Here is a 14,572-nt window from a genome sequence, read left to right on the forward strand (position 1 = left end):
CTATATCAATTGATTTTTCAATATTTTTTCTTGTTGTTGTAACTCTTTCAGTTTTGTTGTCAGCTTTAAACGGAGGTTGAATTGCGTTTCCGCTTTTACTTCAGCGGTTATTCGTTTTTGTTCCATGCGGTTGGTATTTAACTGTTCCAGCAAGACACGGTATTGCTCTGTTTTCTGCCTGTCGCTTTCGAGATAGATACCTGCCTCGTCGGAAACTGCCAGCATCAACAGGCGGTTTGCCAAGGCTTCGAATAGTTCTTTCAGTGAATTACAGCGGATGCGTGTTATATCTAACGAAGGCAACCAAGCACGGATAATGCTATCGTCGCCTTCAGGTACAAAGAAACGGGTTATTTGATGTTCTTCCATCACCCGCCTTGTTTTATCCGCCTGATTGATTCGTTTTACGCACCAATTCACACAAAAACTTTCGCCACAATGAATCACTAAAAACATCGGAGCAGGAAAGGCTTTCTGTACCATGGTAGCTACCGGCATCGCTTTAGCCGGATTCTTGATACTTGCTTCGGCAATGGTGATTTGGTCGTAAGCCTGTTCATCATCCATGTATGCAGCCAATCCAATGGTGCGGGTCTGCAATAAACCTTTCATCGTGAGCTTTTCTATCTCTTCACGCAACAATCGTTTTTCCCCGGAAGACAAAGGCGCTTTCTCGGCAAAAAGTTTTTTGCTGATAGGCGTATTGATTAATGCCCCGGACGGTATGTTGAAGTACTCTATCATTATAGGTTGATTTTTCTTATCCTGCCGGTAAGCTCTTCCATCCTCTCGATAATTTTATCGAATGTTTTTTTCTCTTTATCATAAATGAAACTCTCTTTCATGTTTTCGTAATCTTTTCTCCAACTCCCCATCAAGTGGTCGGGAGGACAAATCCGGATCTGAACAGGTTCGTGTGTTGTATAGTCAACATCCTTTATGCTGTTGAACTTTTGACGATGACTGACAACGGCTTTGTATAAGTCCGTATCTTGCAACGCTGATTGAGCGAAAGAGCTATCCATCATCTTTTCCAAATCGTATAAATGTCTTGACATCCTATCCGTGCGTGGATTTTCCTTTTGATACTCCTCGTGCAACAAGAATATTTTTTCCAAAAAGGTACGTTCCGGTAATACGGACTTAAAAAGTGACTTTATTTCGCTATCAATTTCAGGAAACCGGGAATGGATAAGCGTTGCAATTTCTCGATTTTCAAACGGCTCGTCAAGAGACATGGCACTGAACTCAATCTTGACAACCGGAAGGAGGTAATCTATTTTAGTCGGAAGAATACTTTTGTATTTTACTTCTACTAAAGTTACCATATCGCTACTGTTTTTTGTAACAAGCTCAATTTTATAACCTGTTATTCCTTCTGAAGAAAGTATACCATCTAACTCGGGGAGCAACTTCTCTTCTATGTAATGGAAAGCTTCTCGGCGAATTTTTGTTCGTTGCTGATTGGTTTCTTCAGGTAGATCGAAAAACGAACGACTTATAGTCAAATCTATATCTTCACTGAAGCGACTAATCAATCCCCACGCTTTACTGAGGGAAGTTCCGCCCTTGAATTGCAGAAAATCCGCCCACGAAGATTTTGACAATGCTGCCAAAATGGCCGTTACCCACCAATCCTTTTCAATTGCCTGTTCTGCTGAAATTTTTCTGGCCACTGCTGTTTGTTGTAGCAAAACCATTTTTTCATCTTCGCTATAATTCAGCCAAATACTCATTCTGTTACTGTTTTTATGATTGGTAATAGCAATTCTTTCATCCATACCGGCGACAGGTATAAATCGTGCATCATTGTTGCTCGCTCTTCGGCATCACTCTCCGAAAGAAGCTTACTTATTTTGTCCTTTATTTCGTCCGTTACCTGATTTTCTCCAAGTTCTTTTAGTGCAATAATTATCAATGGCAGAAGCTTACCCTTGAATTGAAAGTTTTTCTGAACAACATTTTTGAAAATAATATTTCTTTCGCCAACTTGCACTTTTCGCTTAGCTCCGTTGGTAATATATACGGCGTTCATCGGTACTTGAGTAGAAAAGCCCAAAATATTTAAGGCAGTATCACCGGTTGGCATAATCTGAGCCCTGTCTCGTTCGGCTATTTTGTGGGCAATTTGGTCAATCGTAGGGTGCAGAACACCAAATTGCGTTTTTATGGGATTCATATAGATGCCGGTTGCCACACGAACAATGATGCCTTCATTTTGCAGACGGGATAACGTTCGGGTAACAAGGCTATCATTATTTAAATCTTCAAAATCACGCACAGTGAACAAGTCGCCTTTCTTAAAGCGAGTTACTCGATCTCTAACTTTTTGTGAAATATTCTCTTCCATTATTAAACCCCAATAATATTGTCCGAAATATTCGGTAGATTTCGGACAAAGATAAAGAATTATTTCCGCTTGACAACAACAAATGCCACAATATCAAAATCGCTTTGTGAGGTAACCCCTTCGGCATTGAGCGAAACTAATTCTGTAGAGAAAAACGAAGCAGCACCTACCTCTTGCGATTTACCGATAACGCTCTCAATGGCTAACTGAAAAGCGGACGAATAGGCTTTCATATTGGCATAGTTCTTTGTCTCTCTTTTCAGTTGTTGCGCTAACTCTGCCAGCACTTCCGTTTTGCCCTGACACAGTTTTTTCAGGTAATCCAGACAACGTTTTCCCTGCATATAGCCTAAAACCGTTTCTCCATCTTCGCCCATATACACCAAATAATAGGGAGCCAACAGACTTTGGCCTTTTTGTTGTACAGAGCTACGCATACAGAAAATAGTGCCGGGCGGTATATCTTCATCGTCTATTTCGACCACGGTATGGACGCCCAACGGAATATCCTGCAAATCGGCAAGGTGGTTTTTCTCGTATTCCATAATATCCATTCGGAAATCGTTCATGTTGGTGTCTGTAATGGTTATTCCTCCTTGAATGTCTTCCAAATCGAGTACTGTACTTTGGAGTTGCTCCAACTGTTTACGACGATATTCCAAATCGGTCATTTCGTCGTTTTCGTTCATCTCTATGAGATTCTCCTCTCCGGTAGCGGAAATATCGAGTAAGACCATCTTCCCTTTCACCCGGCTCTCTAAGTTGATATATTCATTCAGCTCCATATTCGGCCAGAAATTGACCAACTGGATTTGTTCATTCTTGGAGCCTAAGCGGTCGATACGACCGAAACGTTGAATGATACGCACCGGATTCCAATGAATATCATAGTTTACCAAATAGTCACAATCTTGCAGGTTTTGTCCTTCCGAAATACAATCGGTGGCAATGAGCAGGTCTATCTCTCTTTTGACATTCGGATAGGTTTTATCACGCTCTTTTGAATAAGGCGAGAAATGAGTAAGCAGTTCGTTCATCTCTTTCCTTTCTATATCAGGGAAGTTTGTTTTATTTGTCCCGCTTCCTTTTATCAAAGCGGTAAATAAGCCATATTCATCCAATATCCATTCTGACAATTCTTGATAAAGATAGGTAGCCGTATCCGCAAAAGCGGTAAAAACAATGACTTTTTTATTGTCTTCGTTGATCGGGTTTTCTATTTTGCGGGCGATGACCTCTTTCAGTCGTGTCAGTTTTTCATCACGAGCAGCCGATATGGTGGCGGCACTCTCCATTAGCTTTGTAAGTGTATCGCGGTCGTATTCTAACTCTTGTCGCCATTTTACCAAATCAATATCTTGAAGTAATACTTTTACCTTGTTGCCAATCAAATAATCACTTTCATCCTCTTCTATATCAACATTATCTATGGTAATGGATTTATCCGACAATTCGGATATATGTTCTATCTTGTATAAATTTTGATTGACTTGCTCTAATAGCGCTTTTACACTCAGATAAAAAGAATAAATGGAACTCTCCATCCGTTTCAGGTAATTCACCCGCATAAGGTCAACTAAGTTCTTTTCCCGGTCGGACTGCGTAAAAACACTTCCCGTACTCAACTGATAGTCATATTTTGCCGCATATTCCGCTTTTTTCTCCTCTTTCAGTGAAGATACGGGCGAGTAATTTGCCAGATTCAGCTTCCGAATAGCATTGTTGATGTTACGTAACGAAGGAAACAGTTGTTCACTGTCGATATCGGTTTTTTCGTTTATCGGTCTCAGACGGGTCGGAAACCTTCCCACATCCGCCGAATCGTAATATTTCACGATATGCTTGCGTGAACGGGCGATAGTAAGCATGTCCAATAGTTTGAAATAACGATTATCCAACCGGTCGAACAACTCGTTTATATTCCGATCCGAATATTTTGCCCAATCGGAAAACTGCCGCTGCGCCAGCTTCATTACGTTGGATATATTATCTATGCCCTCTTCTTCGAATACGCTGTCGTCGCCTTCCGTGATAAACGATATTTGGTTTTTGAGATCATTCATCCGGTTGTTCACCGGTGTCGCCGAAAGCATCAACAGTTTTGTTTTTACACCCTTTTTGATGACTTCATTCATCATTCGGGCATAACGGGTCATTTCGCCTTTAGAGGGATAATTATTCCGGAAATTGTGTGATTCGTCAATGACCACCAAGTCGTAGTTTGCCCAATTGATAGCGGCAAGGTCTATATCGCCCGACTTTCCACGAAGACGGGTTAAGTCGGTGTGACATAATACATCGTAGTTGAAACGGTCGTTGATAAGAATGTTGCGTTTGTCATTCTGTGTATAAACCGTCCAGTTGTCGCGCAATTTTTTGGGACAAAGAACAAGCACCCGGTCGTTTCGCAATTCATAATATTTGATAACGGCAAGTGCCTCAAAGGTTTTACCCAGCCCCACACTATCAGCTATGATACAACCGCCATACTTCTCTATCTTCTCAATGGCTCCCATTACTCCATCTTGCTGAAATTTGTAGAGCTTTTTCCAAATCTCCTTTTCCTTAAAGCCGGTCTTGGATTTAAAGATCTTATCGTCGGCAAAGTCAACGATAGAGTAGTGGAACAGATGGTGCAATATCATGTAATAGACTGAATCGGGAGAATAATCCCTATATCCCTTTTTCAGTTCTTCAATAGCCAATTTTGTGATCTCCTTAGTCAGGGTTGAGTCCGTCCAAGTCTGATCATATATCTGTTTGAGTTGGACAACTTCATTATTCCCGTCTTGTAAAATATGTTGCTGCGGATTTTTAGCGCCGATAAAACCTAAGGTGTCTGCACTGAAATCTGCCATCCCTGAATGAATCACACAACCTTCATTCTCTTTTTCAACAAAAATCAACTTAAATCCAAAAGCATTGGGAACTTTAAGCGCACGGATGCGGCTTCTTTCAAGGATACGGCTGCACTCTTCGGCTGCCGTTCTCAACAGCAGTTGTCTTTTAAGCTCTCCCTCCTCAGTCGCACCCCAAAATGAATTATCCATCGCAATGGAGACTCCATTTGCTTTATTTGTTTGCGGATTGGTCAAAAGTAAAATGTTTAGCCCCTTGACATGTTTCATCTTTTCACGCAAAAGATAAAAAGCATAGATGCTGAACATCCCGGTACTAATAGAGACAATCGTGCTATTGTCTATTCTCTGTGATAATTCATTCTCGACCGTCCGGCCTTGCTTGTTATCTAATATCTTCATGCTTCGGCAGGTATTACTCTTTAGTCGTATTAAATAACACTCTCACATCCACATCCAATGCTTCCGCTATAAGCCCGAACACCTCTACCGAGGGCTGCGCTTTGTTAGAACACCATCGGGATATGGTTGTTTCATTTTTAGCTATTCTCTCCGCAAGCCAGCGATTGGTTTTGCCTTTTTCAGCTAAAACGACCTTAATTCTATTTGTGACTTTTCTCTCTGACATACTTGTCTTATTTAGTCAAACATTTGATGTTATTAGATGCAAATATAGCGTTTTTATTTAAACTAAATCGTATAACATTCAATTTATCATACAATCATAGGACAAGGCTGCATTAGTGCAAGGTGCAAGTATCTATATATAGATAAACTTGCACCTTGCACCAATATTAAGATATTGTGATTCAGAATAGTTGTTGATTCAAAAATAAGTTGTAACTTTGAACCTGAGTTTTATGCAGACAAATTGCGGACAATAGTAGCCAGAACTGCCAAAATAAAGAGCAGAAATGGGAACTAACCTAATTTGTACCCCATAGAGATCTTTGAGAAGATAATTCACTGAATATTAACGGTCTGATGTATTAAGTTCATAATCCGTCCGGACCGCCAACGGAAAGGTCTTGATAATGTAAATTATCAAGACCTTTTTTCTTTTTATGCACAATCGCATTTCTTATTTTGGATCAACCCCAAGAATCCACTCCATCTACTTTCAATTTTACACATTAACTTTCTCTACGAAACTTGAATTTGCAAAAATGAACTGTCATCTGTCATTTTATGTGCCGAAACCCTTTGTGTACCTGTGTTTCGGGTATGACAGATGTCTTGTGACAGATACAGATCATCTGTCATCCATCATTAATTTCAAGGCGGATTTTGGGGAAATGCCTGGAGTTTCTGTATAACGATGGACGATTAGACTACTTTATCAGTTTAATACTTCATAAAGTGCCTGCACAAATAGGCAGTAGTAGTCCGCTTCTAACGATGAAGTATCTGTAACACGTATACAAACTATTCCAAAGACTTAAGGCAACTATTCGTTTGACAGCTGTTCAACGCAAAGTCAACAATTGTATACCTTGCGTTCAACATATGTCAAACGCAAAGTACACAATTGTCAAACGAATAGTTGTTCGTACTCAAAAAATTAGAATCCCTAAGGATACGCACTAGTAGATAGAGAGGTTGAGGTTAGCTTTCCGCTAGCCGCGATATTCGGAATCATTATTAAAATAACAAAAAACGTCCGGTTAAAGCGAATGTTTTTGTAATTTTGGATTTCAACAACCAAGCAAAATAGAAACGAATATGAAAGTATCAATTGAAATAAGCTATTACCCACTTTTGGAAGATTATAAACCTACCATCAAGAAATTTATTGCAGCATTGGAAGCTAATCCGGCTATTACTGTAAAACCGAACAGCATGTCCACCCATATTTTTGGAGAATTCGACCAAACCATGTCGGCCGTAACCCAATGTATAAAGGATGCCTTCGAAGTGCCCAGCAGTATATTTGTACTTAAGGTAATGAATCTGGACCGGAATAAATAAAATGTCTTCTCCCAAAATAGAAAGAGAAAAGAGGACGGCCGAGTTGATGATACGGCTGTATTGCCGTAAAAAGGAAAAGAACCAAGAGCTTTGCGATTCATGCAAAGCCTTGATGGAATATGCCTTTGCCCGGCTGGACAGATGCCCATTCGGCGAAAATAAAACGGCTTGTAAACAGTGTACGGTACATTGTTACAAGCCGCAAATGCGCGAAAAGATGAAACAGGTGATGCGTTATGCCGGTCCCCGGATGTTACTCTACTCTCCCGGAGCAGCATTAAGGCATATGATAGAGTCATTGTTCTCAAAATAATGAAGCCCCAAAGTGTATTTAGTACACCCCGGGGCTTTTATTTGGATTGTGATGCATCATTTTTTTAGAAAGCAAGTCTTAAGGACAATGCTGCTTCCGTCGATCTTGCAATCTACTTCTTCCGGATTTTCTGTAAGTCGTATGCTTTTCACTTTGGTTCCACGCTTGATAACCATGGACGAACCTTTTACTTTTAAATCTTTGATAACCGTAACCGAGTCGCCATCCTCCAAAAGGGCGCCGTTGCTGTCTTTTGCAACTTCAACGTGTTCCTGCACATCATTTTCAGACCATTCATAACTACAATCCGGACAAACATTGGTTGTGCCATCAAAATAGGTGTTGTCCATGTTGCACTTCGGACAGTTGGAAATTTCACTCATAATTCTAATTTTAAAATGAGCGGCAAAGATAGGGATATTACTTCTTACCTTTTAGGTAAAATGAGGCATAGTGTTAATTCTTTTTAATTATCTTCGCTGCCAGTTTACATTTTAAGGTTTCGAACATCTATATATGTATAAGAACAATATGATTTATTTCTTTTATTCACATAATACAAAAGAGATATGAAAAAGTTTAAGACAATTGCAATAATCGCTGTATTTACATTTATTGTATCAGGATTTACAGCGTGTATGTCGCCATATTATACAACAGACGAACAGGTGGTTTATGATAATCCAGACTGGGCGCCTCCTTATTATAGTGGCGTAAGGTATTATTATATTCCCGATATTGAGGTTTATTATGATCTGGGTGAACGAGTGTTTATTTACCTCGATAATGGTTATTGGCGTTACTCACGTATTCTTCCGGGAATGTATGCCGGATTTAACCTGCGTGATTGTTATTCCATCGCCTTGAATGTAAGGGTGTATGAGCCTTGGAAACATCATCAGTATTATGTATCCAACTATCCACGTTATTACTATAGAGATTATTACGACAGAAGTAATATTCCTTACGTAAGAGGATATAACGAAAATACGAGAAGTGCGTTTTTCTGGAAGAACAACGAACGTAATCGTGCCCGCGATTGGAACGACGAAAGCATACGTAACGGCCGTGAGTTTAAATATTCGAAAGAGGATAAGGCCCGACAGATTAAACCTACTCAGCCCGCAAGATCTTCCAGATCGGCAGGTAATTCCAATTCGAATGTGAATCGTCAGCAAGACAATCGGAACGGGAATGCGAATGTAACAAATCCACGTCCGTCCGGAAACGTAAACGACCGTTCAACAACGCCCAACCGCTCAAGCAGAAGTGGTAACAATACAATTGAACGTAATAATGCTACGGATCGTTCCAATGTAGGAGGTGCAAGCGAAACGAATCGTTCCAATTCAAACAACCGGAGCAATAACGATGATCGTTCAGGTTCTGTAAACAGATCTAATGAGAATCAGAACAGACAAAATAATGCTTCGGAAGCTGTTAAGGATTCGCAACATACCAATTATTACGGACGTCAGATTGGTCAGCCTGTAAAGGTGGAACGTCAGATGAGGAAAGAAGAACAGAACGTTACCCGGAGCGAATCAAACAACAGTAGTCGCAGTTCACGCAGCAGTGTAAGTAACAGTTCTCGTAGTAATACAGAAACGAAAAGCACCGAAAGCAAAACTTCTACGGAAACAAAACGTACAGAAGTAAGACGCAGATAATAAAGAAGGGCGCTATATTTCCTTCTCGTAATAACAAAAAGGGTAAGTCAAGATTTTGACTACCCTTTTTTATTCCCCAAAAAGGGATGTAGTAATTTGTTTTTATCTTTTATGATGTTAGTTTGCCTATTTAGCTTCAAAAAACTTTGTTATTAGTCGGAATTCGTTGAATTATTAATTAGCTATATTTGTGTTTTATTAATTAATAATAACTGAATAAGTTTGCACTATAATATAAAAAACTCGTTCTTCGCTAACATAAGGATTATGTAAAATGTTAATCATTAAACACTTAATTTTCTAACAATGAGAAAAAGTATATTATGTGTAATTTTAGGATGTTTCTTTAGTATTTTATGCCACGGCCAAGTTTCGTTTGGAGTTAATGCATCTATAACTTCATCAACCCTTTCTGAAAATTTTGCTAATAGTAAAACAGGTATACAGATTGGTGTGCTATGCAATTACGAGTTAAATGAAGACTTAACTCTTTTAAGCGGACTGGGATACGTGGTTAAAGGTGTTAACGGATTGTGGAGCGACTTGAACTATTCTCAGCAGTTGAAAATGTTCGATGTCCAACTATCATATCTGGAACTTCCACTATCCATAGGATATAAAATTCCTATTGGGAACAATATCAGGCTAATTCCTAATGTAGGTATTTTTCTTTCGTATGGTTTACATGGTCATAGTGAGATTAAATCCATAAATTTTGAAGCAGAAGAGGTATTTCGGTTTGCAGATAACAGCTGGAATCCATTTAAAGACGAAAAGTTTAATGATTGGGCGCAAACGACTGTAACAGCCTTCGAAAGTTGGGATTATGGAGTACGTTCCGGATTAAATATTGAAGCCGGTAATATTATTTGCCACGGAGCATATGATTTAGGATTCAATAAGGTGTGGAATGGTTATGGAAAAATGGGCAATGCCTTAAAAAGCCGAAGTCTTATAATCGGAATTGGCTATAAGTTCTAAATAAGGTGCCTTAATTTTGATAGCTATGATATAAAGTAAGGTTGCAAGAAAGATGGATTACACATCCAGAATCTTGCAACCTTAATTATTATAAAACATTCTCAATTAATAGTAAAGCTTTAAATGCAATTTGCCAGATACATACATGCTAATTTGAAAACCGAACTATCCCAATATTATTTTTGTCAAATTCGATGTAAGTAGTATTATCCTTCATAATTTGAAATCCAGTTTTTCCGTAAAATGCTGAACTTGAATATGGTTTTAGAATATAATTACCTACATTTAATGGAATTTCGATATCAACTCTGTTATCCATAGACACTTCGTATATCGGAGTGGTTTCATTATCAATGGAATAGACCGAAAGTATAATATCTGGATGTTTATTAGTAAATGAAATGTTCACACGTCCATTTTGTTTTAAGTCATCTTCTTTCAAACAACTAAAACAGATAGAAAAAAAGAGAAAAAATAATAAAACTTTTACTGCGCTTAGATTAAAAAATAATTTTGTTTTCATAATTATCCATATTTTTGTTAGTTGGTTATAGTAATTTGATAGTTCCAAATATACGAAATAATTAATGATAATTAATTTGTATTGTATATATTTGCAGCAACATGATATTTATCATTGAATCGTATACGTATTTAATACCAATTAATAATTATCTTAACATTGTGCTATGAAAAAGAAATTAATTACTACTTTACTATTGCTTTTAGTTTGTTTGTCTGGATATAGCCAAATATCATGGAATGCAAAAGCCGGAGTAAATATTAGCAATACTATTAACTCAGGCGACGTGGACTTTAAGCCCGGTTACCAGTTTGGTGTTGGAATGGACTATTATTTCAATGACCATTGGGGAATTCAACCTTCACTCATGCTGATATCCAAAGGCTATAAAATTAAAGGAGATTATCCTCCTTTTATAAATAAATCCGAGCAGCTGAAATCGTATGATATTACTGACAATAAAGTATATGTTGAATTACCCCTGTTGCTGACTTACAGATTTAATGTTTCAGGGAAATATAAACTTATATTTAGTGGAGGTGGGTATGTTGGTTATGGAATTGCCGGAAAGACAAAAAATACTGCAACTCTATTGAATGGATCAATAAGAAAGGAAAAGATGGACTCATTTTCTGAGGGTGTAGAAAAGTTTGATACAGGTCTTGCTGCCGGAGCAACTTTAGAATATAAGGAGAAATATTCTATCGGCATAAGCAGTGATTTCGGACTACAATCTACCCAGTCAACGTTTAAGAACCGGACTTACGGTCTGACTTTTGGCTACAGATTCTAAATAAATTCCTGTATTGTTGAAATTTATGCAGGTGTAGAATAGTTATTTTCTGTTGTATTTTGATACCTTGGGAAATATATTTCGTTATGGTTATTGCACGTTACTCTTCTTTTGAAGTATTATTTACTACATAATCGACCCTTTCTGGTTAACTTATCTTTGCGTTTAAAGTGTTAAGAGTTAATAATGATGAATATTGTATATAATAATTAAAAAATTAAAGATAATCAATTTATATTTTATAGATTTGTGACGATATATATATATACGTGCACGCTAACTTATTTATCACTGGAAAATGCAATATAAAGCACAGACCTTTTATCAATGAATTTATGTATTATTAATCCCTATTTAAAAATGAAAAAAAGCATTGTTTATCAAATTAAATTTTTTATTACTCTATTTTTGTTAACTCTTTTTTCTTGTAACAATGAATCTGATATTATAGATTCAAAGGAACAACAAATTAAGGATTACGAATTAGTATCATTAAAAGATTATTCAACTCTGACCAAAACCTTTAAATCTCAAGATAAGCAAGACCCGTTTATTCTTAAATTTAAAGATGAAGCTTCGTTTGAAAGGACCCTGAAACAACTTCAACAAATGACTTATGAGGAAAGAATACTGTGGATGCAAAATCTGGAAGGGTTTAATTCACTTCAAGATGTTTTTGAACAAGCATTGTCAGACTTTGACAATGTAGATGAAACGGAATCTTCATATATGGCTTTTAAACAAAAATATGAACAATACTTATATTTTCCTATGTATAAGGAGGATATGGGCTTCTATTTGCCGACAATAGAAGAGGAAAAAGCGATTCTCGCAAATTTAAATGGCTTAGTTATTGTTGGGGAAGAAATAAGAAATTTAAAAAATATTTTTAACTATTCGGATCTTCAAACAACAGGAAAAGCATATTATGATTTAAATAATTCGATGAATTTAAAGGCCATTGCATTGGTTAATTCAAGCACCGTTTCTGATTTTATTGGTGATGAAGTTGATTCAGGATGGTTTTATGATTCTGATGGAGATAGAAAATTGAGGTTTAAATTTGGGCGTAAAAGTAATAAACAAAATATAAATCCAATTCCTCCTTCTACGTCTGGGTTTAATTTCAGAATGTATTTAAAGCTAGAAATTTCTTTCAGAAAAAAAACTTGGCTTGGATGGGCAAATTACAAGAGTGAAACAAATACTAATATGAAGTTTTTTATTGAAGGTAGAGAATTTACATATAATTTTCATAAAAAAGCAGATTCATCACATGATTGGCTTGATAGTAATCCACTCCCTTGGGGAATAACAGGTAATTATGATAATGGAAAGCCGATTTATATTACTCCTCCTATTAGCGCTGAGTTTAGAACTGAATTTAGAGCTTTTGATGGAACACCAGTCATCGTATGGACTTGTTATCTGCCTGAAGCAACTTTTGTTGAATTTTAGCAGGAATAGGCATTAGACAATAATTATAATTTTATATTTTGAACAATGAAAAAGAAATTAATTACTACTTTACTATTGCTTTTAGTTTGTTTGTCTGGATATAGCCAAATATCATGGAATGCAAAAGCCGGAATAAATATCAGCAATATTATTAACTGGGGGGATGTGGACTTCAAACCCGGATATCAGGTTGGTGTTGGAATGGATTATTATTTCAATGACCATTGGGGGGTTCAACCTTCACTCTTACTAATATCTAAGGGCTATAAAGATAAAGGAGATTATTATTTCCCTCCTTTTATGGAAAACTCAGAGAAGCTGAAGTCGTACAATATTACAGACAATAAAGTATATGTTGAATTACCTCTGCTGCTGACTTACAGATTTAATGTTTCAGAGAAATTAAAACTTATCTTCAGTGGCGGAGGGTATATTGCTTACGGCATTACTGGGAAGTTCAAAAATACGAATACACTACTGGATGGATCAAAGAGAAAGGATAAGGTGGATTCATTTTCTGCCGGAGTAGAAAAATTTGATACTGGTCTTGCTGCCGGAGCAGCTTTGGAATACAATGACAAATATTCTATCGGTCTCTCCAGTGATTTTGGCCTAAAATCAACTCAAGCAAGATTTAAGAACCGGACCTATGGTTTGAGTTTCGGCTACAGATTCTAAATAAATTCCTGTTTAATTGATATTTGGATTAGCATTAAAAAGATGTTCCCCGTTGTATATTGATACGACGGGGAATGTTTTTTATGTGATTAATATGAACAAGTGTTCAAAACTATTTTTATCTTTGCTGCCATAAAAGACCTTCATTTATCTGTGGAGGAACAATTTTATAGTATTATTTAAACGTAGCAAGTATGAAAATAGCAGTGCCGGTAAAGGATAATAACCAGATAGATGCGCACTTTGGACATTGTGCTTTTTATCAGATTTATGAGATTTCGTCTAATCAGGTTGTCTCTGTAACAAAGATGGATTCACCACAAGGTTGTGGATGTAAGTCGAATATCGCCGAGGTGTTTGAGCGGGAGGGGGTTAAGCTAATGATTGCCGGAGGTATAGGCGATGGCGCTATCCAAAAACTGAATACGCATGGAATTTCTGTTGTCCGCAATTGTACAGGTGATGTAACCGAATTGGTTACCCGGTATCTGGATGGCGACTTGAAGGATGGTGGTCATACTTGCGATGCACATGCGGAGGGGCATACTTGCAATCATTAATCATAATTTATCTATGAGTTTAAAATATATGGAATATAAGGAGGCGAATATCCTGTTTCTGAAAGAGAATCTGAAGGAGGAAGGTGTCGAGGTGCTGCCTTGCGGGGTACAATATAAAGTGTTGGTAAAGGGTAAAGGAACAATCCCTACCGCCAAAAGCATGGTGCAGGTACATTATAAGGGTACCTTAATTAACGGTAAGGAGTTTGATAACTCTTTTAAAAGAAACAGACCGGAATCTTTCCGTGTAAATGAGGTGATAAAGGGTTGGCAGGAGGCTCTTAAAGTGATGCCTGCCGGTTCTCGCTGGATACTTTATATTCCCTGCGAACTGGGGTATGGATCCATGCCGGATCCAATTATCAAACCCTATTCTACCCTTATTTTTGAAGTAGAGTTGCTAGCCGTTAAATAGTAGGC

Annotated in this window: 16 protein-coding genes; 9 read left to right on the forward strand and 7 right to left on the reverse strand. The window is 37.5% G+C overall.

Translation table 11 applies throughout. The features are described 5' to 3' along the window. The 5 genes from F5613_RS15055 to F5613_RS15075 are packed head-to-tail and all read right to left on the reverse strand — an operon-like array spanning nucleotide 1 to nucleotide 5,836. Nucleotides 1-744, reverse strand: coding sequence for a DUF4391 domain-containing protein (locus F5613_RS15055; RefSeq protein ID WP_179398204.1), 744 nt, complete (start codon nucleotides 742-744; stop codon nucleotides 1-3). Next, complete coding sequence (locus tag F5613_RS15060) at nucleotides 744-1,781, reverse strand: nucleotidyl transferase AbiEii/AbiGii toxin family protein (protein WP_246303299.1); 1,038 nt, start codon at nucleotides 1,779-1,781, stop codon at nucleotides 744-746. The genes F5613_RS15055 and F5613_RS15060 overlap by 1 nt, the downstream gene beginning before the upstream one ends. Further along, entirely contained in the window at nucleotides 1,733-2,350 is a 618-nt protein-coding gene (locus tag F5613_RS15065) for a DUF6088 family protein (RefSeq protein WP_179398205.1), read from the reverse strand. The genes F5613_RS15060 and F5613_RS15065 overlap by 49 nt, the downstream gene beginning before the upstream one ends. Nucleotides 2,351-2,409: 59 nt before the next feature. After that, entirely contained in the window at nucleotides 2,410-5,610 is a 3,201-nt protein-coding gene (locus F5613_RS15070; RefSeq protein WP_179398206.1) for a helicase-related protein, read from the reverse strand. 13 nt (nucleotides 5,611-5,623) lie between these two features. Continuing rightward, nucleotides 5,624-5,836, reverse strand: coding sequence for a helix-turn-helix transcriptional regulator (locus tag F5613_RS15075; protein WP_179398207.1), 213 nt, complete (start codon nucleotides 5,834-5,836; stop codon nucleotides 5,624-5,626). A gap of 1,094 nt (nucleotides 5,837-6,930) precedes the next feature. Between F5613_RS15075 and F5613_RS15080 the strand changes: the two genes are divergently transcribed. Together F5613_RS15080 and F5613_RS15085 are read left to right on the forward strand one after the other, a co-directional pair. Next, nucleotides 6,931-7,176, forward strand: coding sequence for a hypothetical protein (locus tag F5613_RS15080; protein WP_068184918.1), 246 nt, complete (start codon nucleotides 6,931-6,933; stop codon nucleotides 7,174-7,176). 1 nt (nucleotide 7,177) lies between these two features. Then, complete coding sequence (locus F5613_RS15085) at nucleotides 7,178-7,489, forward strand: nitrous oxide-stimulated promoter family protein (RefSeq protein ID WP_179400383.1); 312 nt, start codon at nucleotides 7,178-7,180, stop codon at nucleotides 7,487-7,489. Nucleotides 7,490-7,545: 56 nt separating this feature from the next. Here F5613_RS15085 and F5613_RS15090 read toward each other — a convergent pair whose 3' ends face one another. Beyond that, nucleotides 7,546-7,872, reverse strand: a complete 327-nt coding sequence (locus F5613_RS15090; protein WP_179400384.1) for a zinc ribbon domain-containing protein YjdM — start codon at nucleotides 7,870-7,872, stop codon at nucleotides 7,546-7,548. 186 nt (nucleotides 7,873-8,058) lie between these two features. Between F5613_RS15090 and F5613_RS15095 the strand changes: the two genes are divergently transcribed. Further along, nucleotides 8,059-9,159 (forward strand): hypothetical protein, encoded by a 1,101-nt coding sequence (locus F5613_RS15095; RefSeq protein ID WP_179400385.1) that lies wholly within the window; start codon nucleotides 8,059-8,061, stop codon nucleotides 9,157-9,159. A gap of 306 nt (nucleotides 9,160-9,465) precedes the next feature. Further along, nucleotides 9,466-10,140 (forward strand): porin family protein, encoded by a 675-nt coding sequence (locus F5613_RS15100; RefSeq protein ID WP_179400386.1) that lies wholly within the window; start codon nucleotides 9,466-9,468, stop codon nucleotides 10,138-10,140. 148 nt (nucleotides 10,141-10,288) lie between these two features. Here F5613_RS15100 and F5613_RS15105 read toward each other — a convergent pair whose 3' ends face one another. Beyond that, nucleotides 10,289-10,663, reverse strand: a complete 375-nt coding sequence (locus F5613_RS15105; protein ID WP_179400387.1) for a hypothetical protein — start codon at nucleotides 10,661-10,663, stop codon at nucleotides 10,289-10,291. A 166-nt stretch (nucleotides 10,664-10,829) separates the two neighbouring features. Between F5613_RS15105 and F5613_RS15110 the strand changes: the two genes are divergently transcribed. The 5 genes from F5613_RS15110 to F5613_RS15130 all read left to right on the forward strand — a co-directional run bounded on the left by F5613_RS15110 (nucleotide 10,830) and on the right by F5613_RS15130 (nucleotide 14,567). Then, the gene (locus F5613_RS15110) at nucleotides 10,830-11,456 is read left to right on the forward strand and encodes a porin family protein (RefSeq protein WP_179400388.1); all 627 of its coding nucleotides are present in this window, start codon (nucleotides 10,830-10,832) and stop codon (nucleotides 11,454-11,456) included. 360 nt (nucleotides 11,457-11,816) lie between these two features. After that, a complete protein-coding gene (locus F5613_RS15115; protein ID WP_179400389.1) occupies nucleotides 11,817-12,914 on the forward strand; it encodes a DUF4848 domain-containing protein in 1,098 nt (365 codons plus the stop codon). A 45-nt stretch (nucleotides 12,915-12,959) separates the two neighbouring features. Continuing rightward, nucleotides 12,960-13,592, forward strand: a complete 633-nt coding sequence (locus F5613_RS15120; RefSeq protein ID WP_179400390.1) for a porin family protein — start codon at nucleotides 12,960-12,962, stop codon at nucleotides 13,590-13,592. Nucleotides 13,593-13,786: 194 nt separating this feature from the next. Then, nucleotides 13,787-14,152 (forward strand): NifB/NifX family molybdenum-iron cluster-binding protein, encoded by a 366-nt coding sequence (locus F5613_RS15125; protein ID WP_179400391.1) that lies wholly within the window; start codon nucleotides 13,787-13,789, stop codon nucleotides 14,150-14,152. A gap of 13 nt (nucleotides 14,153-14,165) precedes the next feature. Next, the gene (locus F5613_RS15130) at nucleotides 14,166-14,567 is read left to right on the forward strand and encodes an FKBP-type peptidyl-prolyl cis-trans isomerase (RefSeq protein ID WP_179400392.1); all 402 of its coding nucleotides are present in this window, start codon (nucleotides 14,166-14,168) and stop codon (nucleotides 14,565-14,567) included. Nucleotides 14,568-14,572 lie beyond the last annotated feature (5 nt).

This window comes from Macellibacteroides fermentans, from assembly GCF_013409575.1.
In the GTDB taxonomy this organism is placed as follows: domain Bacteria; phylum Bacteroidota; class Bacteroidia; order Bacteroidales; family Tannerellaceae; genus Macellibacteroides; species Macellibacteroides fermentans.

Bases quoted from the DNA above. Each gene is read 5' to 3' on its own strand.
- F5613_RS15055 (WP_179398204.1), bottom strand. From the start codon at position 744: ATGATAGAGTACTTCAACATACCGTCCGGGGCATTAATCAATACGCCT.
- F5613_RS15060 (WP_246303299.1), bottom strand. From the start codon at position 1,781: ATGGATGAAAGAATTGCTATTACCAATCATAAAAACAGTAACAGAATG.
- F5613_RS15065 (WP_179398205.1), bottom strand. From the start codon at position 2,350: ATGGAAGAGAATATTTCACAAAAAGTTAGAGATCGAGTAACTCGCTTT.
- F5613_RS15070 (WP_179398206.1), bottom strand. From the start codon at position 5,610: ATGAAGATATTAGATAACAAGCAAGGCCGGACGGTCGAGAATGAATTA.
- F5613_RS15075 (WP_179398207.1), bottom strand. From the start codon at position 5,836: ATGTCAGAGAGAAAAGTCACAAATAGAATTAAGGTCGTTTTAGCTGAA.
- F5613_RS15080 (WP_068184918.1), top strand. From the start codon at position 6,931: ATGAAAGTATCAATTGAAATAAGCTATTACCCACTTTTGGAAGATTAT.
- F5613_RS15085 (WP_179400383.1), top strand. From the start codon at position 7,178: ATGTCTTCTCCCAAAATAGAAAGAGAAAAGAGGACGGCCGAGTTGATG.
- F5613_RS15090 (WP_179400384.1), bottom strand. From the start codon at position 7,872: ATGAGTGAAATTTCCAACTGTCCGAAGTGCAACATGGACAACACCTAT.
- F5613_RS15095 (WP_179400385.1), top strand. From the start codon at position 8,059: ATGAAAAAGTTTAAGACAATTGCAATAATCGCTGTATTTACATTTATT.
- F5613_RS15100 (WP_179400386.1), top strand. From the start codon at position 9,466: ATGAGAAAAAGTATATTATGTGTAATTTTAGGATGTTTCTTTAGTATT.
- F5613_RS15105 (WP_179400387.1), bottom strand. From the start codon at position 10,663: ATGAAAACAAAATTATTTTTTAATCTAAGCGCAGTAAAAGTTTTATTA.
- F5613_RS15110 (WP_179400388.1), top strand. From the start codon at position 10,830: ATGAAAAAGAAATTAATTACTACTTTACTATTGCTTTTAGTTTGTTTG.
- F5613_RS15115 (WP_179400389.1), top strand. From the start codon at position 11,817: ATGAAAAAAAGCATTGTTTATCAAATTAAATTTTTTATTACTCTATTT.
- F5613_RS15120 (WP_179400390.1), top strand. From the start codon at position 12,960: ATGAAAAAGAAATTAATTACTACTTTACTATTGCTTTTAGTTTGTTTG.
- F5613_RS15125 (WP_179400391.1), top strand. From the start codon at position 13,787: ATGAAAATAGCAGTGCCGGTAAAGGATAATAACCAGATAGATGCGCAC.
- F5613_RS15130 (WP_179400392.1), top strand. From the start codon at position 14,166: ATGAGTTTAAAATATATGGAATATAAGGAGGCGAATATCCTGTTTCTG.